The following is a 21,148-nucleotide window of genomic DNA, read 5'->3' on the forward strand; positions in this document are numbered from 1 at the left end:
GGCAGCATGGCGGCAGAGGCGGCCCGGGCCGCGGTGAGAGGAGCTCTGGGATGGCGCTGTTCAAGAAGAAGGCGGCCGGGAAGCCGGGCGAGTGGTTCTACTGCCTGGAGCACCGGAAGGTCGAGGAGGGCCCCGAGTGCCCCGCCAAGGACCGGATGGGCCCGTACACCACCCGGAGCGAGGCCGAGCGCGCGATGGAGATCGCCGCCGAGCGGAACGTTCAGTGGGAGAACGACCCGCGCTGGCACGAGGGCTCCGCGCGCGGGGGCGACGAGAGCTGATCGCCACGCGTCGTACGGCCGCCCCCGGTCGTAACTGACGCCGCCGCCGTACGGTCGCCGCGAGGGCCCCATGGAGTGCACGCGGGCGGCCGTGTGCTGTGCGCGCTGACGCAGAACCGCAGCGGGCTGAGGGCGGGACCCCGGGCGGGGGCCGAGATCCCGGGACCGGTGACGGGAGGCGCCGGGCGGGCGCCGACGCCGAGCGGCAGGTCCACACCGCCGCTGCGTGCCGCCGGTCAGGGGTCGGACCGGCCGTTACGGGACGGCCCGGCGCCGACGCCGCGGGCGCCGGCCCGTGGCCGTTTCGCGATGACCTTCGGCGATGCTGCTGCGGCGTTACGGCTATGGGCCATCAGCGCGTGGGCTACCAGCGGGTCGGTGGTGGTGCCGTGAGCTGTTCCGCGAGGCGGGCGAGCCGGTCGCGGAAGCCGCGGCGGTTGCGCGGAGCGGGCAGCCGGTTCTCCCCGGCGGCCGCGCTCACCAGGTGCTGAACGGTATCGAACCCGTCCTCCGGGCCCTGTCCGGCTTGCGGGACTCCGGGGCCGCCGAGGACGTCAGGTGCGCCCCCGCAATCCGCCGGGCCGCCGCAATCCGCCGGACCCTCGCAATCCGCCGGGCCTCCGCCGACCGCCTCAGCACCGCCGACCGCCTCAGCACCGCCGGCCGCCTCACTCCCGCCGGCCGCCCGGCCTCCGCCGCCCCGCCCCCCGACAGGGGCCGCGCCCCTTTCCGCACCCGGCCGCCCCGGTCCGCGTTCCGGCACGCCCGACGCGTCATCGCCCTGCCTCCCCGCCTGGGCGGGCGCCGAGCCCCCACCTCGCGGGACCAGCCCGCACGGCACCGTCAGGGCGTCGTGCGCCAGCGCCTGCAGATCACGGTCACCGCCCTCCAGCGCGAGGATGGTCACCCCGGCACGGCGGGCGTCATGGACCCGCTCCAGCAGGCCCTCGCCGGGACTGTCCGGCGTCACCACGAGCAGGGTCTCGCCGCGCCTGGCCGCCTGGATCCTGCCGAGGCCCACGGCCAGATGCGCCGGTTCGCCCGGCCGCACCCTGTGCCGTACGAGCGTGGGGGAGAGCTGGGGCAGACCGGACCAGGCGGCCTCGTCGTCAAGATGCGCCGCCAGGTGCCACGGCTCGTAGGTCTCGCCGCCCACCAGCAGCAGTCCGCCGCCGTGAGGTTCGACCGAGGTCCGCAGCGATCCGGCGAACCGGCGCGTGGCCTCCAACCACTCGGTTCCCGCGAGCACTTCGCGCAGCAGGGCGACCCGTACGGCATCCATGGCCGCGCATCCTGCCGGAGCCCATCCCGGAGCGCGACCGATTCCCGCGGACCCTCACCCGGACGGGGCGCAGGGCCGTGCCGGGTGCCCGCCACGGCCGACACCCGGGTCGGCCGGTACGCCGGGTCCGGAACCTCGGGCGCTCGGGTGCTCCGGGAGTTGGGGTGTCCGAGCCGTCCCATGCCTTGGGCGTTCGGTACCCCGGCGCGCTCGGGTGCTCCGGGAGTTGGGGTGTCCGAGCCGTCTCATGCCTTGGGCGTTCCGGTGCTCGGCGCTCCGGCCCGACGTCACTGGCCCCTCACGACGTCGTGGTAGCAGCGGATGATCGCGGCCGCACTGCGGGCGATGTCGTCGGCGGTGGTCTGCCAGGAGCAGACCGAGATCCGCATGACCGCGCGGCCCGCGAAGACGGACCCGGACAGCCAGCACGTACCGTCCTGCTGGACGCGGCGGACGACCTCTTCCGTGAGGCCGTCCGCGTCGTCCCGTACGGGGCCGGTGAAGCGGACGAGGACCTGGTTGAGGACCACGTCGTTCACGATCTCGACGCCCGGTTCGGCCGCGAGCAGCGACGCCATGCGGCGTGCATGGGCGATGTTGGCGCCGACCAGGCGGGCCACGCCCGCGCGGCCGAGGCTCCGCAGGGCCGCGTAGACCGGGACCGAGCGGGCCCGGCGGGACCACTCCGGGACGGTGTCGATTTGCTCGCGGTGCCCGGAGATCTCCAGGTAGTCGGCCGTGACGGCGAGCGCGGCGCGGTGGGCCTCCGGGTGGGCGACGAGCGCAATGCCGCAGTCGAAGGGGACGTTCAGCCACTTGTGCGCGTCGGTCGTCCAGGAGTCGGCGAGTTGCGCGCCGTCCAGGAGGCGGCGGTGTTCGGCGTCCGCCGCCAATGCCCACAGGCCGATCGCCCCGTCGACGTGGACCCAGCCGTCGTTCGCATGGACGCGTTCGCACACCGCGCGCAGGGGGTCCACCGCACCGGTGTTGATGCTCCCCGCCTGGACGCAGACGATCGGCGGGCGGTCGGCCCGCGCCAACGCCGCGTCGAGGGCGGACAGTTCCATCGCGCCGTTCGCGTCGCACGCCACGGCATCCACGCGGGTGCCCATGCCCAGGTAGCGCAGGGCCCGGTCGATCGAGGCGTGGCGCTCTTCGCTCGCGATGACCGGGATGCGCGGCGCGTTCCAGAGGCCGTCCGTCTGAACGTCCCGGCCGGCCGCGGCCATCAAGTGGTGGCGGGCAGCGGCGAGACCCGTGAACGCGGCCATCTGCGTACCGGTGGTGAAGCCGACCGATGTCCGTCGGGGAAGCCCCAGCAGGTCGACGATCCACGCGGCGCACACGTCCTCGACGACGCTCGCCGCGGGACTGCAGGAGTGGAGCGTGGAGTTCTGGTCCCATGCGGTGACCAGCCAGTCCGCGGCGGCCGCCACCGGCAGCGAGGAGCCGATGACGTAGCCGAAGTAGCGCGGGCCTGCGCTTGCGGTCGATCCGAGTTCACCGGCGCGCGCGAGGGCGTCCAGGGTCGATGCCGCATCCTCGCCGTGAGGGGGCATGCCATCGCCTTCCCCCAGTGCGGCGCGTATCTCCTCCGCCGCGGCCGCCGGGAAGACCGGCCGGTCCGGCAGGGAGGACCGCCAGCGCACCGCGTGCTCGTACGCCTGGTGCAGCAGGCCCGGGAAGTCGCCCACGTCCGGCCACCGCGCTCCGTGGCCCTCGACTGCCGTCATGTCCTTCGCCGCCCGTCCGGTCTGTGACCGCGATCGAGGGGCGGTCCGTACCCAGAGATCCATCGTGCGCGGGACCGGGCGGAGGCGCTGGCGGGAATCGGACGCAGCGTTCGGGGGTGGACGGGTGGCGGGGAGCGAGAGGCGCCGACCGGAGGGCGGGGTACCGGGAACTCCCCCCTACGGCAACAACGCCCTTCTGTTCAGCAGAAAGAGACGAAGCGTCATATGACGTTCACTCACCGTTTGCCCGCCGCGGGCAGAGCTGGGATCCCTGCCGAAACCCGGGGAAGGTCCCCGTGGGACAACGACGTCCGGCGCCTTGACGGCCCATGGGGTCCTTCCTATGGTTCGCCGCAGGACGAAGGACGTCCTACGTCCGGTCGGAGCCAGGGTGCAATCTCGTGTGCAACGGAGCAGCGGGAGGGGTCGCATGGCAGTCGGGGGCACCGCGTCGTACGAGGTCTCCGTACCCTTCCGGGCGGGCGAGGACGGATACGCAAGCTTCCGTATTCCCGCTGCGGTCAAGGCTGTTGACGGGACGTTACTCGCCTTCTGCGAGGGCAGCGCCGGGTCCCAGGAGGACCACGGCGACATCGACATCGTGCTCCGCCGCTCCACCGACGGCGGCCGCACCTGGGGCCCGCTCCGGGTCATCGCCGAGAACGGGGACGGCACCGCGGGCAACCCCGCCCCCGTCGTCCTCGGCACCGGACGGCTCCTCCTCGTCCACGTCCGCAACGCCGCCGGGGCAACCGAGCAGTTGATCCGGCTCGGGCAGGTCGGTCCCGCCGACGGCCGCCGCGTGTGGGTGCAGCAAAGCGACGACCACGGGGGAAGCTGGAGCGGCCCCCGTGAGATCACCGCGTCGGTGAAGAGACCCGGCTGGCGCTGGTACGCGACCGCTCCCGGGCACGCCCTCCAGATGCGCCGGGGCCCGTACGCCGGGCGGGTCGTCGTCCCCGGCAACCATTCCGCGGCGCCGTCCGGATCCGACACCGGTGCCGAGGGCAAGTACGACGGCGGCCACAGCCTCCTCAGCGACGACGACGGCGCCACCTGGAGGATCGGCTACACCGACAGCAGAGCGAACGGCCGCATCAACGCCAACGAGACGACCGCCGCCGAACTCCCCGACGGGCGGCTCTACTTCAACTGCCGCAACGACTCCCCGGCCCCCGGCACCCGCGCAGACGCCCATTCGGCGGACGGCGGCGAGACCCTGGAACGGCCGTTCCGCCCGCAGGCGGGGCTCACCGGGCCGGTCGTCCAGGGCAGCGTGCTCCACCTCGGGGACCCGGACGTCCTGCTCTTCTCCGGGCCCTCCGACCCGGGCTTCCGGGCCTTGATGACCGTGCGGGCGAGTCGTGACCGCGGCGTCACCTGGCGGCCCGTGCACACCGTCGACGGCCTTCCGGCCGCCTATTCCGACCTCGTGCGCGCCGACGACGAGACCGTGGGGCTGCTGTACGAGACCGGGGACTTCCATGCGTACACCACCATCACCTTTCGCCGGATTCCCGTGGAGGAGCTGTCATGAGCGATGCCGGCCGCACAAGCCCCAACAGCCCCGGCTCCGGCCCCCGTCCCGGTCCCGGCCCCCGTCCCGGTCCCGGCCAGGGCCCCCACTTCGGCACGGGCCCGGCTGGTCACCGCCCGTCCCGCCTCTCCTGCGCGCCCGCCCGCCGCGCCGTCCTCGGTGCCGCCGCGGCCACCGCCGCGGGCTTCGCCCTGGCCGGCTGCGGCGATTCGGGCGAGGGCGGAGGCGAGCCACGGGGCCGCAAGAAGGGCCAGAAGATCACGCTCACCTTCTGGTCGTGGGTGCCCGGCATCGACAAGCCCGTTGCGCTGTGGAACGAGCGCCACCCCGATGTCCAGATCAGGCTGGAGAAGGTCTCGGCCGTGGGCGGCGCCCAGTACGCCAAGATGCACGCCGCCATCAAGGCGGGCAACCCGCCCGACCTCGGCCAGATCGAGTACCCCGTGGTGCCCAGCTTCCTCCTCGACAACGGGCTGCTGGACCTGGCCGAGTACGGCGCCGCCGAGGTCAAGGGCAAGTTCGAGGGCTGGCAGTGGCAGCAAAGCGTCTTCGGGAAGTCGGTGTTCGCGATCCCGCAGGCCTCTGGGCCCATGGGACTGTTCGTACGCCAGGACCTCTTCGACAAGTGGGACGTGGAGACGCCGCAGACCTGGGACGAGTACGAGGCTGCGGCCAAGGCTCTGCGCAAGAAGGGCGCCTGGATCGAAACCTTCTCCGCAACCAACGGCAACCGCTTCGCGGGCTTCGCCTGGCAGGCCGGGGCGCGCTGGTTCCGCGCCGAGGGGGAGACCTGGGTCGTCGCCATCGACGACGCGCCGACACGCAAGGTCGCCGACTACTGGGAGTCGCTGGTGAAGCAGAAGCTCATCAAGACCGTCCCGGACCGGCAGAACGCCTGGTACAAGGACATCCAGACCGGCACCATCGCCGCCTGGCTGGGCGCCAGCTGGGGCGACGCACTGCTCGTAGGCAACGCCCCCAAGACGGCAGGCAACTGGCGGGTGGCACCGCTGCCCCAGTGGAAGAAGGGCGACAACGCCGCGGCCAACTGGGGCGGTTCGACCACCTCGGTCTTCCGCGGCACCAAGTACCCGCAGGACGCCATGGACTTCGCCGTCTGGCTCAACACCGACCCCGCGTCGATAAAGCTCCTCATCGACGGAGGCTACGGCTGGCCCAGCGCCGTGGCGGGCTGGTCGAACGCCGACCTGGAGGGCCAGCGGGACTTCTTCGGCGGCCAGGAGTACAGCAAGGTCTTCCGGGCGGCGGGCAAAGCCGTGGACACGAGCTGGCGGTGGGGCCCGGCCATGGACACCCTCTACCAGCGGCTCGGCGACGCCTTCACCGAGGCCCTGGGCAACGGCGGTTCCTTCCGCTCCGTGCTCACCGCGGTTCAGCGGCAGACCGTCGGCGACCTGAAGGCCAAGGGCCTGAAGGTGGAGACCGGGTGAGGCGCCCCACCCGCGCCGAAGCGCGCAACGCCCGTACCGCGACGGGCTTTCTGCTGCCCTTCCTCACGCTGTTCCTGCTCTGCTTCATCGCCCCCATCGGCTATGCCCTGTACCAGAGCCTGCTGAGGACCGAGCGGAGCGGCCCGCTCGGTCTCGGCGGCACGCACGAGGTTTTCGCGGGCCCGGAGAACTACACACACGCCCTCCAGGACCCCACGTTCACGCAAGGCTTCGGCCGCGTGCTGCTCTTCGGCGCCGTCCAGATCCCGGTGATGCTCGCCCTCGCCACCGCGCTGGCGCTGCTCCTCGACGCCGCCTCAGCCCGCTGGGTCGGATTCTTCCGCACGGCCTTCTTCCTGCCGTACGGGGTGCCGGGCGTGATCGCCTCGATCCTCTGGGGCTTCCTCTACGTACCCGGCATCAGCCCCTTCGTCGAGATGGCGGGTGCCGTGGGCCGGGACGTCGACTTCCTCTCCCGCGGCACCGTCCTGTGGTCGATCGCCAACATCGTCACCTGGCAGTACGCGGGCTACAACATGCTCGTCCTCATCGCCCAGTTGAAGGCCGTGCCGGGCGAGCTGTACGAGGCGGCGCGCATCGACGGGGCGAGCGCCTGGCAGGTCGCCCGCCACGTCAAGCTGCCGCTGATCCGGCCCGCGCTCGTCCTCACCTGCGTCTTCAGCATCATCGGCACGCTCCAGCTCTTCGCCGAACCCCTGGTGCTGCAGCCCCTGTCCAACGCCATCGACTCCGGCTACACCCCCAACCTGGCCGCCTACAACGAGGCGTTCAAGGGCAACAACCACAACATCGCGGCGGCCGAGGCGGTCCTGCTGGCCCTCGTCGCATGCGCGCTGTCCTTCGGCTTCCTGCGGATGACCGGGCGCGCGGGGAAGGACGCCGAATGACGCTCGTCACCGAGGACACCGCTCCCGAACCCACCTCCGCGGCGCGGGCGTCCGGCGCGGAGACACCCGGCCGGGCCCGCGGCCCCTCGCAGCCGCCGCTGCGCTTCCGCATCATCACGGCCTCGCTGCTCGCGGTCGCCGCCGTGTACTTCCTCGTGCCGCTCTACTGGCTGGTGGTCTCGGCGACCAAGAACACCGAGGGCCTCTTCGGCAGCTTCGGATTCTGGTTCGCCGACCCGCATCCCTTCCGCTACCTCGGCGACCTGCTGGCCCACGACGACGGCATCTACGTCCGCTGGTTCGTCAACAGCCTCCTCTACGCGGGTGCCGGTGCCGTCGCCGCGACCCTGCTCTCGGCCGCGGCGGGATACGCGCTGGCCAAGTTCCCGTTCCCCGGCCGGGAGGGCGTCTTCAACCTCGTCCTGGCAGGGGTGCTCGTCCCCGGAACCGCTCTCGCCCTGCCGCTCTATCTGCTGTTCAGCGAGCTGGGACTGTCCAACACGTACTGGGCGGTGCTGATCCCGAGCGTCGTCAGCCCCTTCGGCGTCTACCTGTGCCGGATCTACGCGGCCGCGGCCGTGCCGGACTCGCTGCTGGAGGCCGCCAGGATCGACGGCGCGGGCGAGGCGCGGATCTTCTCCGTACTGGCGCTGCGCCTGATGACGCCCGCGCTGGTGACCGTCTTCCTCTTCCAGTTCGTGCACGTCTGGAACAACTTCTTCCTTCCGCTGGTGATGCTCTCGGATTCCCGTCTCTATCCGCTCCAGCTCGGCCTGACCGGCTGGCAGGGGTACGCCGACCGGCAACCGGTGCTGTACCAGTACACGGTTGGCGGCGCGTTCCTCTCCGTCGTGCCGCTGATGGTCCTGATGGGCGTGCTCCAGCGCTACTGGCGCACCGGGCTGACCGAGGGCAGCGTGAAGTGAGGCGGTGGGGACAGCGCGTGCGCGGCGCTACGCGTGAGGTGAGCCACGCCGACGTGTTGCGGCCGGAGCCGGCCTGGCAGGATCGGCGGCATGACGACTAACGACGCCGCCGGCTCCGCACCCCAGAAGCCCCCCGCCAAGGACCCGTGGGACCTCCCCGATGTATCCGGCCTGGTGGTCGGCGTCCTCGGCGGTACGGGCGACCAGGGCCGCGGTCTGGCGTACCGGCTGGCCAGGGCGGGCCAGAAGGTCATCATCGGCTCGCGCGCCGCCGAGCGGGCGGAGACCGCCGCCGCCGAACTCGGCCTGGGCATCGAAGGCGTCCAGAACGACGAGTGCGCGCGGCGCAGCGACGTGGTGATCGTCGCGGTGCCGTGGGAAGGGCATGCCAAGACGCTCGAGGCGCTGCGCGAGCCGCTCGCCGGCAAGCTCGTGGTCGACTGCGTCAATCCGCTCGGCTTCGACAAGAAGGGCGCCTACGCGATCCGGCCGGAGGAGGGCAGCGCCGCCGAGCAGGCCGCGGCCCTGCTTCCCGAGTCGCGGGTGGCCGCTGCCTTCCACCACCTGTCCGCGGTGCTGCTGCAGGACCCGGCGGTCGAGGCCATCGACACCGATGTGATGGTGCTGGGGGAGTCCCGCGCCGACACCGACCTCGTCCAGGCGCTCGCCGCCCGGATCCCCGGGATGCGGGGGGTCTACGCGGGCCGGCTGCGCAATGCGCACCAGGTCGAGTCCCTGGTGGCCAATCTGATCTCGGTCAACCGCCGCTACAAGGCCCATGCGGGGCTGCGGGTCACCGACGTGTGAGCGGGCGCGGCGCCGTCGCCGGTGCTCGTCCCGCCGCGCCCTTCGGGCCGCGTTCCTCAGGCCGCGTCATGACGCGGACTCGCGCCCGCCGGGCCGCGCCCTTCCGCCGGGCCTCCTCCCGGGCGCCGTGGGCGGGACGTACCGCCGGGGGCCGGGACCCGGGGGGCATGGGGGACAATGTGCGGGACCTCATCCTCGGACAGGAGTCACCCCATGCCCCGCCTCGCCCTCTTCGCCCTCGCCGTCTGCGTGCTCGCCGTCGCCGCGGCTGTGGTGTCCTTCGCGCGGGGGAGCTGGCTCGGCATCCTCTGGATCATGATGGCGGGCGTCTCGTCCAACATGACCTGGTACTACGTCCGGAAGGCCAAGGCCGACCGCGCTGCCGCCGCGAACCGTACGGTCACGGGCTGAGCGTCCCGGGGGCGCGGGCCGCCGACGGCCGACCCGGGCGGCGCGACCGGACCCGCCGACGGCCGGTCCCGGCCGAGAAGCCGATCAGGCACGCCGCGGGCGGAGGGATTGCCCGAGGGGCGCCTGTCCGGTCAGTGCCCTGCGGGGATCTGCGGCTCGCCCTGCCAGAAGCGGAAGAACTCCTGGCCCCAGGAGGTGTCCCAGTGCGTCACGCCGAGGCCGTTCAGCAGCGTGTCCACGGTCCCGAAGAACGCCTGGTTGACCGACGGCGCCCACAGGAGCCCGAACACCGCCAGCAGCCCGAAGGGCGCGAACGGCTCGAGCCGTTGGCGGATCCGGTACGACAACCAGGGCTCGATGACGCCGTAGCCGTCCAGGCCGGGGACGGGCAGGAAGTTCAGGATCGCCGCCGTGACCTGGAGCAGGGCGAGGAACGCGAGCGCGTAACGGAAGGGGCCCGGCACTCCGTCCATGGCCCCGATCCAGAACGGCGCCGTCAGCGCCACGGCGAACAGCGCGTTGGTCAGCGGTCCCGCCGCCGAGATCAGGCTGTGCTTCCAGCGCCCTCGGATCCGCCCGCGCTCGATGAACACCGCTCCGCCCGGTAGCCCGATTCCGCCCAGGATCACAAAGATCACGGGCAGCACGATGGAGAGCAGGGCGTGCGTGTACTTCAGCGGGTTCAGCGTCAGATAGCCCTTCGCCCCGATCGAGATGTCACCACCGTGCAGCGCGGTGCGGGCGTGCGCGTACTCGTGCAGGCACAGGGAGACGATCCAGCCGGACACCACGAACAGGAAGACGGCGAACCCGGTGCTCGCGGCCGAGCCGGTCCACACCGCCCACGCGGACACCAGCATGATCGCGACGAGGCCGAGAAAGACGGGACTGACCCGCCGCTCGCTGCGGGTGATGGTCGTGGCCATGGATGAGAGCTCCTGTGCGTGCGGGGCGAGGCCGGACGAGGCCGGACGAAGGGGGACGAGGGCCGGGGCGTCCCGACCGTACAGGCGGCAGCCGGGAAACGTACGGCACTCCGGTGTGAGTTCCGCCCCGTCCCTACCCGGGCGGCGGGCTCGTCATGGCTGCCGCACCGGCATGGGGCGGCAGCCGCCTCGTACAGGAGAATGACCCGGTGCGCTACGGCATCCTCGGCACGGCACAGGCCCACGACGACGACGGGACTCCCGTCGCGCTCGGTGGTGTACGCCTGCGTGCCCTGCTCACCGCGCTGGCGAGGGAGCCCGGGCGCGTACGCACCGCGGAGGCGCTGATCGCCGAGGTGTGGGGCGACGCCCCTCCCGCCGACGCCGCCGGGGCGCTGCACGCGCTGGTCGGGCGGTTGCGGCGGGCGCTCGGCCACGACGCCGTGGGTTCGACGGAGGGCGGTTACCGGCTGCACGCGCAGCGTGACGAGGTCGATCTGTGCCGCTTCGAGCGGCTGGCCGGGGAGGGCGCGCGGGCGCTCGCGCGCGGTGACGCGGCCGGGGCTGCGGCCCTGCTCGACGAGGCGCTCGTACTGTGGCGCGGCGCGGCGCTCGCCGACCTTCCGGCCGGCGGGGGCGCCGCGGCGGGCGCCGAGGCCCGGAGGCTGGAGGCCCGGCGCTGCCGGGTCGCGGCCGACCTCGACCTCGGCCGTGCCGAACGTGCCCTTCCGGAGCTGGCGGCCCTCTGCGAAGAGCACCCGCTGGACGAGCAGCTCCAGGGCCTGCGCCTCCGGGCTCTGCGGGACGCGGGCCGCACCGCCGAGGCGCTCGCCGCGTACGAGGACATCCGCAGCACCATCGCCGACCGTCTGGGTGTCGACCCGAGTCCCCAACTGCGGGCGCTGCACACGGAGTTGCTGGACCGAGGAGGCGGTGCGGCCGCTCCGGGCGGCGGGGAGGCACGGGCCTCCTCCCGGCCCGCGTCATGGTCCACGTCGGGGCAGGCCGGCGCCATGACGGCCCGGCACGGCAACATGCGCGCCCGGCTGACCAGTTTCGTCGGGCGCGAGACCGACCTCGCCACCCTCCGTGAAGATCTGGCGGCCGCCCGGCTCGTCACCCTGACCGGCCCCGGCGGCGCGGGGAAGACGCGTCTGGCGCAGGAGGCCGCCGACGCGGCCGCCGGACTGTGGCCGGACGGCGTATGGCTGGCCGAGCTGGCGCCCCTCGACGAACCGGCGACCGTGGCCGAGACGGTCGTCACCACCCTCGGTGGGCGCGGGACCGTCATCGGCGGCAGTACGGGCGAGGGTCTGCGCGCGGCGATGGAGCCGCCCGCCGCCGACCCGTTCGCGCGGCTCGCCGAGTACTGCGGCCGGCGCCGGATGCTTCTCGTCCTGGACAACTGCGAGCACGTCGTCGGCGCCGCGGCCGAGCTGGTCGCGTTCGTTCTCGGCCACTGTCCGGACGTTTCTGTACTCGCCACCAGCCGGGAGCCGCTCGGTGTTCCCGGCGAACTGGTCCGCCCCGTGGGGCCGTTGCCGGACCCCGTCGCGGTGCGGCTGCTCGCCGAGCGCGGCGCGGCTGCCCGTGCGGGGTTCCGGCACGACGACGACCCAGCGGCGTGCGGCGAGATCTGCCGCCGGCTGGACGGGCTGCCGCTGGCCATCGAGCTGGCCGCCGCCCGGCTCCGCTTGCTCACCCCGCGCCAGCTCGCGGACCGCCTCGACGACCGCTTCCGCCTGCTGACCAGCGGCAGTCGTACGGTCCTGCCCCGGCAGCAGACCCTCAAAGCGGTCGTCGACTGGTCGTGGGACCTGCTCAATCCGCTGGAACGCGCCGTCCTGCGCCGCCTCTCGGTCTTCGCGGGCGGCTGCGACCTGTCTGCCGCGGAGGCCGTGTGCGGGGACGAACCACCCGCCGGGGGGCGGGGCGCCGGCGGTGGTGAGGCAGGGCCGGATGCCCGTCGTGGCGAGGCGGGGCCGGACACCGGTCGTGGCGAGGAGCGGCCACCCGCCGGAGACATGGTCCACGGTGTTCACGAACCGCCCGCCGGGGCACCGCGCATCGACCCCCGCGATGTCGCGCCTCTCCTCGGTTCTCTTGTCGACAAATCGTTGCTCGTCGCCGAGCCGGGCTCGGACGGCGCGATGCGTTACCGGCTGCTGGAGACCGTCGGCGAGTACGCGGCGGAGCGGCTCGACGAGGCGGCCGAGCGCGGGGCGGCCGAGCGGCGCCACCTGGTCCACTTCCGTGAACTCGCCCGTACCGCGGACCCATTGCTCCGCGGGCCCGCCCAGCGCACCTGGATCGACCGGCTGGAGCGCGAGCACGACAACCTCCGGGCCGCCCTGCGGCGGGCGGTCGGCGCCCGGGACGAGCACGAGGCGCTGTGCCTGGTGCTCTCCCTCGGCTGGTTCTGGCAGTTGCGCGATCACCGCACGGACGCCCGTACGTGGTCGGCCGCGGCAGCCGAGCTCGGCCCCGACCCCTTCGACGATGCCGTCGCTCCCGCGCCCGATCTGCACACGCGCCCGATCGATGCACCGCCGCCCATGCCACCCGGCGTGCTTCAGGAGGCCCGGCGCGGGGTGCGGCTGATCGGTCTCGCCGGCGACGAGTACGCCGCGGAACACCTCGGCAGCGTCGACCGCCTGGAGCGGATCAACCGCATGGCCGCCGCGTACCGTCCAGGGCAGCCGCAGACGTGCCGCGTCCCGGGGGTCATGTGGTTCTACGCGGTACTGCTGACCGGGGACTTCGACAGGCTGTACCGGACCGTCGACGCGACCGTGGACGCCTGCCGCGAGCTGGGTCACACCTGGGAGCTGGCGTTCATCCTGCGGTTCCGCTCCCGGATGCTCGCGGAACGGCCTGGACAAACCGACCGGGCGTGCCGGGACGCGGACGAGAGCCTGGAGATCTTCCGGCGCCTCGGCGATCTGTGGGGCGTCGCGGAGGCGCTGTCCTCGCGCGGCGAGGCGCGCGAGCGGCGCGGTGAGTACGAGGCGGCGGCGGAGGACTACCGGAAGGCGGCGGCCTGTGCGGGGCGCCTTGGTGCGCAGGCCCAAGTGCCCTTGCTGCGGGCCCGGTTGGCGGGCGTGCTCATCGAGTCGGGCGACGCGGAGACGGGCGAGTCCATCCTCCGCGAGGTGCTGGACGACGGCCGCCGGGCAGGCAGGGACGCCATGGCCTTCGTCCGTCTGCATCTGGCCATGGTGCTGGGCCGCACCGGTCGTACCGCGGAGGCGCGTGAGCACATCGGGCTGCTGCGCGAGAGGGACTTCGCGGACCGCCTTCCCGCCCTGTTCGAGGCCGTGGTGCTGGGGATGCTGGCGTGGCTGGACCTCGTCGACGGGCTCCCGGCCGAGGCGCTGGTCAAGGTCCGGCGGGCACTGGCGAAGACGCGGGACCCGTTCACGGACCTGGTGGCCCCGGCCCTGCCCGTCGTCCAGCTCATGACGGCGGCGCGCGCCCGAGCGGCCCTCGGCGGCCCGGACGACTCCCGGATCGCGGCCCGGCTCTGCGGCGCGTACGACGCGCTCGTGCCGCCGGGACACCACGCCCCGACGGTGGAACGCGAGGACCGGACGGCAGCTGAGGCCACGGTCCGGGCCGCAGTGGGCGACGCGGCCTACGAGGAGGCGTACGCCGAGGGCTGCGGCCTCTCGCTCGACGAGGCCACACCCCTGGTCTGACGGGAGGGTTGACGCCGTCCGCGGCCGGTGCTCCCCCCCACGAGCCCGGCGATCGGGTCCGGCCGCCGCCTCGGCCCCCGTACGGGGGGGGACCCTCCGGCCCCCGGTCGCCGCCCGGGCCGGCGCCGTCATGTCTTCCTGCGGAACTTCCGTACGGCCAGAGGTGCCGTCACCACCGTGATGCCCACCGCCCAGGCCAGCGTGATCGTCACCGGGCGTGCGACCGCCCCCTGGCCGTTGAGCAGCGCCCGGGCCGCGTCGGCCAGTTGCGAGAGCGGGTTGTAGTCGGTGAAGGCCTCCAGCCAGCCCGGCATCGTCCCGGGCGGAGCGAAGATCGACGAGCCGAACTGCAGCGGCATGATGGTGAGGAACCCCATGCCCTGGACGGCCTGCGGGGTCCGCAGCGACAGACCCAGCAGCATGAACACCCACGTCAGTGAGGTGCCGAAGCCCAGGGACAGGGCGATGGCGCCGAGCAGTTCGAGCGGTCCCGTCCGCAGGTCGAACCCGATGAGGAACGCCACGGTCAGCAGGACCAGTGTGGAGATCAGCATCCGGCCGGTCTCGACGACGACCTTGGCGATCAGCACGGAGGAGCGGGCGATGGGCATTGTGCGGAAGCGGTCCATCACGCCCTTGGTGAAGTCGACGTTGACGCCGGTGCCCACCGACATCGCGATGTTCAGACCCCCCATCGCCATCATGCCCGGGATCACATAGTTGACGTAGACGTCCCGGTCGCCGCCGAGACTCCCGCCCAGGGCGCCGCCGAAGACGTAGACGAACAGCAGCGTGAAGACGATCGGCATCAGCAGGGCGTCGAACATCGACTCCGGGTCCTGCTTGATCTGCATGACGTTGCGGCGTACGAGCGCGCCGATGTGGCGCAGATTCGCGCGAAGGCCGATGCGTCCCTCGCCCCGGTCGCGTACGGGCGCGGCCGCCGAGACCGTCGGCGCCGCGCTCATGCCACGGCCTCCTCGTGCGCGTCCGGAACGCCCCGGGGAGCCGAGGCCTTCCGGCCCGTCACGGCCAGGAACACCTCGTCCAGACTGGGCAGATGGGTGTCGATGCCCGCGAGCGCGAAGCCCCGTGCGCCCAGCAGCCCGATCACCGCGGTCAGTTGCTCGTCGCTGATGATCGGCACCTTGACCAGGCCCTCCTCCACATCGGCGGTGGCTCCCGCGATGCCGTCGAGGCCGGCGTGGGCGATGGCCCCGGCCATGCCGTACACATCGCCCGGGTCGGCCGGGCGGACCTGCAGGGTCCGTCCGCCGACCTTCGCCTTCAGTTCCTCGACGCCGCCCTCGGCGATGACACGGCCGCGGTCGATGACCGTCAGGTCGTCCGCGAGCCGCTCGGCCTCCTCCATGTACTGGGTGGTGAGCAGGACGGTCAGGCCCTCCGTGACCATGCGCTCGACCTCGTCCCACACCTCGTTGCGGGTGCGCGGGTCGAGACCTGTCGTCGGTTCGTCCAGATACAGCACGGCAGGCCGCCCGATCATGGAGGCGGCCAGGTCCAGGCGGCGGCGCATGCCGCCGGAGTACTGGGAGGCGGGTCTGCGGGCGGCCTCGGTGAGCGAGAACCGCTCCAGCATCGCGTACGCCCGGCGGCGGGCGTCACGGCGCGGAAGGTCGAGCAGCCGGCCGATCATGTAGAGGTTCTCCCAGCCGGAGAGCTTCTCGTCGACGGAGGCGTACTGCCCGGTCAGGCCGATGGCGCGACGGAGCTGCCGGGGCTGCTTCACCACGTCGCACCCGGCGACGGTCGCGGTGCCGGCGTCGGGCACCAGCAGGGTGGACAGGCACCGTACGAGCGTGGTCTTGCCGGCGCCGTTGGGCCCGAGGACACCGAGGACGGTGCCCTCCTTAACCCTCAGGCTCACGCCGTCCACGGCCCTGGTCTCGCCGAAGTGCTTGACCAGTCCCCGTACTTCGACGGCGTTCCCGCCTCCGGGGCCCCTGCCGTAGTGCGTCATGGGGGAAGCGTCCCAGCCCCCGCCGACATCGCACCGACATCGCGCCGACAGGGCCGCGGCCGGTGACGGCCCGCCGACCTGCGGCGGGCGGTGACGTGACGGACCGCGGGCACGGAGGGGCCGGCAGCCGCGCCGGCGGGGGAATCCCGGCGGGCTGCCGGTCCGGGTGGCGCAGGCGTCGAGGACCGGGTTCCCCGGCCCGGTTCCTAGTGGAAGCTGTGCTCCTCGGCCGGGTACGCGCCGCCGACGACGTCCTCGGCGAACGCTTTGGCCGCGCCGCCCAGCACCTCGCGGAGCTGCGCGTACTGCTTCACGAACCGGGGCACGCGGCCGCCCGTCATGCCCGCCATGTCCGTCCAGACCAGCACCTGCGCGTCGCAGTCGGGACCGGCGCCGATACCGACGGTCGGGATGTGCAGCGAGCGGGTGACCTCGGCGGACAACTCTGCCGGTACGAGTTCCAGTACGACGGCGAACGCGCCCGCGTCCTGCACCGCCTTGGCGTCGCGTCGCAGTTGCTGCGCGGCCTCCTCGCCGCGCCCCTGCACCGGGTATCCGCCGTACGCGTTCACGGACTGCGGAGTGAGGCCGATATGCGCCATGACCGGGATGCCGGACTCGACGAGCAGCTCGATCTGGTGCGCGGAGCGCTCGCCGCCCTCCAGCTTCACCGCGCCGACGCCCGCTTCCTTGATGAGCCGGGTCGCGCTGCGCAGCGCCTGCACCGGGCCCTCCTGGTACGAGCCGAAGGGCAGGTCGCCGACGATCAGGGCGCGCCGGGTGCCGCGGACGACAGCCGCGGAGAGGAGGGTCGTCTCGTCCATCGTCACGGGGACGGTGGACTCGTAGCCGAGGTGACAGTTGCCCATCGAGTCGCCGACCAGCATGACGGGGATGCCGGCGTCGTCGAAGACGGAGGCGGTCATGGCGTCGTAGGCGGTGAGCATGGGCCACTTCTCACCGCGCTGCTTGGCGGCGGCGATGTCGCGGACGGTGAGGCGTCGGCTCCCCGTGCCGCCGTACAGCGCCTTGCTGCTGTCGGCGGAGGAGTTCTGGGCAGGCGAGACATGCGTCATTGCAGCGGCTCCTTCGTCATCTCGAGGCGCCCTGACGGCGTCCCCGGACCAGGTCCATGGTGGCACCTCTCGCCTGAGCCGCAAAGGGGAGCTGTGGCGTGACGTGTCTCATCAGATACGGAACGGGTTCGTATCGTAAAGGGGGTAAGGTGGAGCGCATGTCGTCTCCACCCGGTAGTCCCTCCGTCCGCACCGTCCCCGAGGCCGTCCACCAGCGCCGGTGGCTGATCCTCGGGGTGCTGATGTTCAGCTTGCTGATCGTCGTGCTGGACAATTCGATCCTGAACGTGGCGATGAAGACGATCGCCACGCCTCCGCCCCACGGCCTCGGCGCCACCCAGAGCGAGCTGGAGTGGGCCATCAACGCGTACACCCTCGTCTTCGCCGGCCTGCTGTTCACCGCGGGACTGCTGGGGGACCGGCTGGGGCGGCGCAAGATACTGCTCGTCGGCATGGTCCTGTTCGGCGTCGGCTCCGTCCTCGCCGCGATGTCGGATTCACCCGGTCAGTTGATTGCCTTCCGCGCCCTGATGGGCTTCGGCGGCGCCTTCGTCATGCCCGCCACGCTGGCGATCCTCATGAACGTCTTCGAGCACGACGAGCAGCCCAAGGCCATAGGAATCTGGGTCGGCGGAGTCGGGATCGCCATCGCCATAGGGCCCATCACGGGCGGGCTGCTGCTCGAGCACTTCTGGTGGGGGTCGGTCTTCCTGGTCAACGTGCCGGTCGTGCTGCTCGGCCTGCTCGGCATGGTGCTGCTCGTCCCCGACTCCCGGGACCCCGCTCCGGGGCGGGTCGATCCCTACGGTGTCCTGCTGTCGATCGTGGGCCTCGTCCTGCTCGTCTACGGGATCATCAAGGGCGGCCAGCTCGCGGACTTCGCCGATCCGGAGGTGCTCGGGGCGATCGGCTCGGGACTGCTGGTCCTGCTGGTGTTCGTCCTTCACGAACGGCGAACCGACCATCCGGCCATGGACATGGGCTACTTCCGCAAGCCGGCGTTCTCCGCCGCCATCGCAGCGATCTCGCTGGTCTTCTTCGCGCTGATGGGCGTGACGTTCTTCACCGTCTTCTACACGCAGAGCGTGCGCGGCTACACCCCGCTCCAGACCGGGCTGCTGATACTGCCGCTCGCGCTCGCCCAGATGTTCTTCGCGCCGCGCGCGCCGCGCGCAGTCGAGCGGTTCGGCGCCCGAGCCGTGTGCGCGGGCGGGATGCTCGTGGTCGCGCTGACCCTGGCCGGCTTCCTCCTGCTCGACCAGGACACCCCGATCTGGGTGCTGGAGGTGCTGTTCTTCCTGCAGGGCGCGGGCATGGCCCACACCATGCCGCCCGTCACTACCACGATCATGCAGGCGCTGCCCCGAGAGAAGGCGGGTTCGGGCTCCGCGCTCAACAACACGTTCCGCCAGGTCGGCGGAGCGCTCGGAGTGGCCGTCCTGGGGTCGTTGCTGTCCACCAGCTACCGGGACGGCATCGAGGGCCACCTCACCGCCCTGCCCCCCGGCGTACGGCACTCCGCGGGCGAGTCCATCGAGGCGACCGTCGCGGCCGCCGACCGCCTGGGGCCCGCCGGCGCCGCCCTGCTGCAGCCCGCCAACGAAGCCTTCATCCACGCCATGCACATCACCGTGGGGATCGCCGCCGGTATCGCGGTCGCCGGGGCCGTGATCGTCGCGCGGTTCATGCCGGGGCGCCCTTCCGCGCCGAAGCCGGAGGGTGCGGTGCAGGAGACCGCCCCAGCGTCGGTACCGCGGGCCGGGGAGCGGGAGAGCGAGGAGTCGTGACCACCGCAGAGCGCCGAGGCCGCCCGCGCAACGCGGCGGTGGACACAGCCGTCGTCGAAACCGTCCTCCGTCTCCTGGAGGAAGGAGCTCCGCTGGGCCGGCTGTCGATCGAGGGGATCGCCCGCGCGGCCGGGGTCGGCAAGGCCACCGTCTACCGGCGCTGGCCCGGCAAGGAGGACCTGCTCCTCGACGTCATGCGCTCCGTCGAGGAGGAGGTCCCGGAACTGCGCGGGACCTCCGTCCGCGACGACCTCGTCGTCCTGCTGGAGTTCCTGCGCCGGCGCGGGCTGGCGAAACGCTCCTCGGCCGTGCTCCGGGCGGTCCTCACCGAAGTCCGGTCCCATCCTCGGCTGTGGAAGGAGTACCAGGACACGGTCATACAGGCGCGGCAGGACGCCGTCCGCGTGGTCCTGCAGCGGGGCCGGGCGACGGGCGAGATCCGGGCCGATGTCGATCTGGAGCTGCTCACCGATCTGTTCACCGGGCCGATGCTCGCCCGCGTCGTGCTGCACGAGTGGCAGGAACTGCCCGAGGGGCTGGCCGAGCGCATCGTCGACACGGTGCTCGAGGGTGTACGACCGAGCGCCACCGGCTGACCACGGGGTTCCGGACGGCGCTTCCGCACGGCGCTCCTGCATGACGCTTCGGCACGGTGCCCGCGCACGACGCTCCCGCATGGCACTTGGGCGAGGCGTTGTCCACAGGCCGGGCATCCTCGAGCCGGGCGTTGTCGGACCCCTCTGCGACGGTGTGTGTACGGGGCGACGGGGAGGCGTTGCGCGGACCGAAGGGGGAGGGGCGCCATGAGGGATCGGTACAACGGCCGGGCAGGCGTGGGCCGGACCGGCTCGAGGGACCACGACGGCATTCGGCGGCGCCTCGATCAGGGCTCGGATCCCGGGGGGTGGGGCGCGGGCATGCGGCGCGTGCCGGCGCGACACCTCCGGACATTTGGTGTGTTCGTCGCCGTGCTTCCCGGTGTTTGTCCAGGTTCTGTCACAGGCCACCGCGTGCCGGTACCGGCCAGGAACCCCGCGCCCCGGGGCGTTCGTCCTCGTAGGAGACCGGGCCCCCGGGGCGGCACGAAAAGCAGCCGCCGCCCATCGCTTATGGTGCGTAGGCGGGGCAGTGAGAAGCAGCGAGGATCGGCACACATGACGCAGGCGCAGATCAGGCACATGGGACACGGCAGCTCGGGCGCCGAGCGGACCGGATCCCGTGGGCGGCGCCTCCTGAGCGGCTGGCAGGCCCCCCGGATCTGGCGGCGCGGCATCGTGCTCGCCGTCCTCGCCCTGGTGCTCGCCGGTCTGATGGCCTTTCACGCGCGGATCCCCAACGGGGTCGGAAACGTCGGCAGTCTGCTGGAGACCTTCCTGCCCTGGCTCGGCCTCGGAATCCCGGTGCTCCTCCTGCTCGCGTTCGCGCGCCGCTCGGCGACCGCCCTGCTCGCGCTGCTGCTGCCGACGGTGGTGTGGCTCAACATGTTCGGCGGACTGGTCACTTCCAAGGCCTCCACCTCCGGCGACCTCACCGTGGCCACGCACAACGTCAACGCCGAGAACACCGACCCGGCCGGGACGGGGCGCGATGTGGCCCGGTCCGGTGCCGAAGTCGTCGCGCTGGAGGAGCTGACGGGCCGTGCCGTGCCGGCGTACGAGCAGGCGCTGCGCGGCACGTACAAGTACCACTCCGTGCAGGGCACCGTGGGGATCTGGAGCAAGTACCCGCTGAAGGGCGTCCGTCCCGTCGACATCAAGCTCGGCTGGACGCGCGCGCTGCGTGGCACGGTCGAGACCCCGAAAGGGCCGGTCGCCGTCTATGTCGCCCATCTGCCGTCGGTGCGCGTGAAGTTCAACGCGGGCTTCACGGCCGGGCAGCGGGACGACAGCGCGCACGCCCTGGGCCAGGCGATCGAACGCGAGCCGATCAGCAAGGTCGTGCTGCTCGGCGACCTCAACGGGACGATGAACGACCGGGCGCTCGCGCCCGTCACGTCGCCCGGCGCCTCGACGATGCGCTCCACACAGGGCGCGGCGGGCGACGGCTTCGGCTTCAGCTGGCCCGCCTCGTTCCCGATGGCGCGGATCGATCAGATCATGGTGCGCGATCTGGAGCCGGTGTCGTCCTGGACGCTGCCGAAAACCGGCAGCGATCACTTGCCGATCGCGGCCACCATCCAGATCTGAGCCGGGCGCGGGGCCGGAGCGGGCCTCGCTGTGCCTCGCCTCCGGGCCACGGGTCGGAGCGCCCGTACGACGTCCTCCGCGGCTTGCCGTACGACGTCCTCCGTGGCCGTACGACGTCCTCCGTGGCCGTACGACGTCCGCGGCTTGCCGTACGACGG

At 72.5% G+C, this 21,148-nt stretch carries 16 protein-coding genes and 1 pseudogene; 11 read left to right on the forward strand and 6 right to left on the reverse strand.

Translation table 11 applies throughout. The features are described 5' to 3' along the window. The first annotated feature begins 50 nt into the window (after positions 1 to 50). The gene (locus tag AB0M26_RS18515) at positions 51 to 281 is read left to right on the forward strand and encodes a hypothetical protein (RefSeq protein WP_365262023.1); all 231 of its coding nucleotides are present in this window, start codon (positions 51 to 53) and stop codon (positions 279 to 281) included. Positions 282 to 1,116: 835 nt separating this feature from the next. Here AB0M26_RS18515 and AB0M26_RS18520 read toward each other — a convergent pair. Continuing rightward, positions 1,117 to 1,563 (reverse strand): annotated as a pseudogene (locus AB0M26_RS18520) (hypothetical protein); the annotation flags it as partial. Positions 1,564 to 1,850: 287 nt separating this feature from the next. After that, a complete protein-coding gene (locus AB0M26_RS18525) occupies positions 1,851 to 3,296 on the reverse strand; it encodes an aminotransferase class V-fold PLP-dependent enzyme (RefSeq protein ID WP_365262025.1) in 1,446 nt (481 codons plus the stop codon). Positions 3,297 to 3,726: 430 nt separating this feature from the next. Here AB0M26_RS18525 and AB0M26_RS18530 point away from each other — a divergent pair, with 430 nt between their 5' ends. The 6 genes from AB0M26_RS18530 to AB0M26_RS18555 all read left to right on the forward strand — a co-directional run bounded on the left by AB0M26_RS18530 (position 3,727) and on the right by AB0M26_RS18555 (position 9,336). Further along, on the forward strand, positions 3,727 to 4,833 hold the full coding sequence (locus AB0M26_RS18530; protein WP_365262028.1) for a sialidase family protein: 1,107 nt from the start codon (positions 3,727 to 3,729) through the stop codon (positions 4,831 to 4,833). Then, on the forward strand, positions 4,830 to 6,284 hold the full coding sequence (locus AB0M26_RS18535) for an extracellular solute-binding protein (RefSeq protein WP_365262031.1): 1,455 nt from the start codon (positions 4,830 to 4,832) through the stop codon (positions 6,282 to 6,284). Before AB0M26_RS18530 ends, AB0M26_RS18535 begins: the two co-directional genes overlap by 4 nt. Further along, positions 6,281 to 7,192 carry a sugar ABC transporter permease gene (locus AB0M26_RS18540; protein ID WP_365262034.1) on the forward strand — a complete coding sequence of 304 codons (912 nt, stop codon included), beginning with the start codon at positions 6,281 to 6,283 and terminating at the stop codon, positions 7,190 to 7,192. The genes AB0M26_RS18535 and AB0M26_RS18540 overlap by 4 nt, the downstream gene beginning before the upstream one ends. Then, positions 7,189 to 8,118: a carbohydrate ABC transporter permease gene (locus AB0M26_RS18545; protein WP_365262037.1), complete on the forward strand. Its 930-nt coding sequence runs from the start codon at positions 7,189 to 7,191 to the stop codon at positions 8,116 to 8,118. Before AB0M26_RS18540 ends, AB0M26_RS18545 begins: the two co-directional genes overlap by 4 nt. Positions 8,119 to 8,208: 90 nt before the next feature. Then, a complete protein-coding gene (gene npdG / locus AB0M26_RS18550) occupies positions 8,209 to 8,925 on the forward strand; it encodes an NADPH-dependent F420 reductase (protein WP_365262040.1) in 717 nt (238 codons plus the stop codon). A gap of 213 nt (positions 8,926 to 9,138) precedes the next feature. After that, positions 9,139 to 9,336 carry a hypothetical protein gene (locus tag AB0M26_RS18555; protein WP_365262043.1) on the forward strand — a complete coding sequence of 66 codons (198 nt, stop codon included), beginning with the start codon at positions 9,139 to 9,141 and terminating at the stop codon, positions 9,334 to 9,336. 131 nt (positions 9,337 to 9,467) lie between these two features. On the opposite strand, the gene AB0M26_RS18560 is transcribed toward AB0M26_RS18555, so the two are convergent. Further along, entirely contained in the window at positions 9,468 to 10,262 is a 795-nt protein-coding gene (locus tag AB0M26_RS18560) for a site-2 protease family protein (RefSeq protein ID WP_365262046.1), read from the reverse strand. A gap of 155 nt (positions 10,263 to 10,417) precedes the next feature. On the opposite strand from AB0M26_RS18560, the gene AB0M26_RS18565 reads away from it, so the two are divergent. Then, the gene (locus AB0M26_RS18565) at positions 10,418 to 13,960 is read left to right on the forward strand and encodes a BTAD domain-containing putative transcriptional regulator (RefSeq protein WP_365262049.1); all 3,543 of its coding nucleotides are present in this window, start codon (positions 10,418 to 10,420) and stop codon (positions 13,958 to 13,960) included. A 128-nt stretch (positions 13,961 to 14,088) separates the two neighbouring features. On the opposite strand, the gene AB0M26_RS18570 is transcribed toward AB0M26_RS18565, so the two are convergent. The 3 genes from AB0M26_RS18570 to panB form a co-directional block, all read right to left on the reverse strand. Next, positions 14,089 to 14,928: an ABC transporter permease gene (locus AB0M26_RS18570; RefSeq protein WP_365262052.1), complete on the reverse strand. Its 840-nt coding sequence runs from the start codon at positions 14,926 to 14,928 to the stop codon at positions 14,089 to 14,091. Beyond that, a complete protein-coding gene (locus tag AB0M26_RS18575) occupies positions 14,925 to 15,941 on the reverse strand; it encodes an ATP-binding cassette domain-containing protein (RefSeq protein ID WP_365262055.1) in 1,017 nt (338 codons plus the stop codon). The genes AB0M26_RS18570 and AB0M26_RS18575 overlap by 4 nt, the downstream gene beginning before the upstream one ends. 206 nt (positions 15,942 to 16,147) lie before the next feature. Beyond that, positions 16,148 to 17,017, reverse strand: coding sequence for a 3-methyl-2-oxobutanoate hydroxymethyltransferase (panB, locus tag AB0M26_RS18580; protein ID WP_365262058.1), 870 nt, complete (start codon positions 17,015 to 17,017; stop codon positions 16,148 to 16,150). Between the two features lie 158 nt (positions 17,018 to 17,175). Here panB and AB0M26_RS18585 point away from each other — a divergent pair, with 158 nt between their 5' ends. The 3 genes from AB0M26_RS18585 to AB0M26_RS18595 all read left to right on the forward strand — a co-directional run bounded on the left by AB0M26_RS18585 (position 17,176) and on the right by AB0M26_RS18595 (position 20,990). Beyond that, a complete protein-coding gene (locus AB0M26_RS18585; protein ID WP_365262061.1) occupies positions 17,176 to 18,804 on the forward strand; it encodes an MFS transporter in 1,629 nt (542 codons plus the stop codon). Continuing rightward, a complete protein-coding gene (locus tag AB0M26_RS18590; RefSeq protein ID WP_365262064.1) occupies positions 18,801 to 19,400 on the forward strand; it encodes a TetR/AcrR family transcriptional regulator in 600 nt (199 codons plus the stop codon). Before AB0M26_RS18585 ends, AB0M26_RS18590 begins: the two co-directional genes overlap by 4 nt. 558 nt (positions 19,401 to 19,958) lie before the next feature. Then, positions 19,959 to 20,990, forward strand: coding sequence for an endonuclease/exonuclease/phosphatase family protein (locus AB0M26_RS18595; RefSeq protein WP_365262067.1), 1,032 nt, complete (start codon positions 19,959 to 19,961; stop codon positions 20,988 to 20,990). Positions 20,991 to 21,148 lie beyond the last annotated feature (158 nt).

Origin of the sequence: Streptomyces sp. NPDC051776 (assembly GCF_040681345.1) — a bacterium.
Taxonomy (GTDB): Bacteria; Actinomycetota; Actinomycetes; order Streptomycetales; family Streptomycetaceae; genus Streptomyces.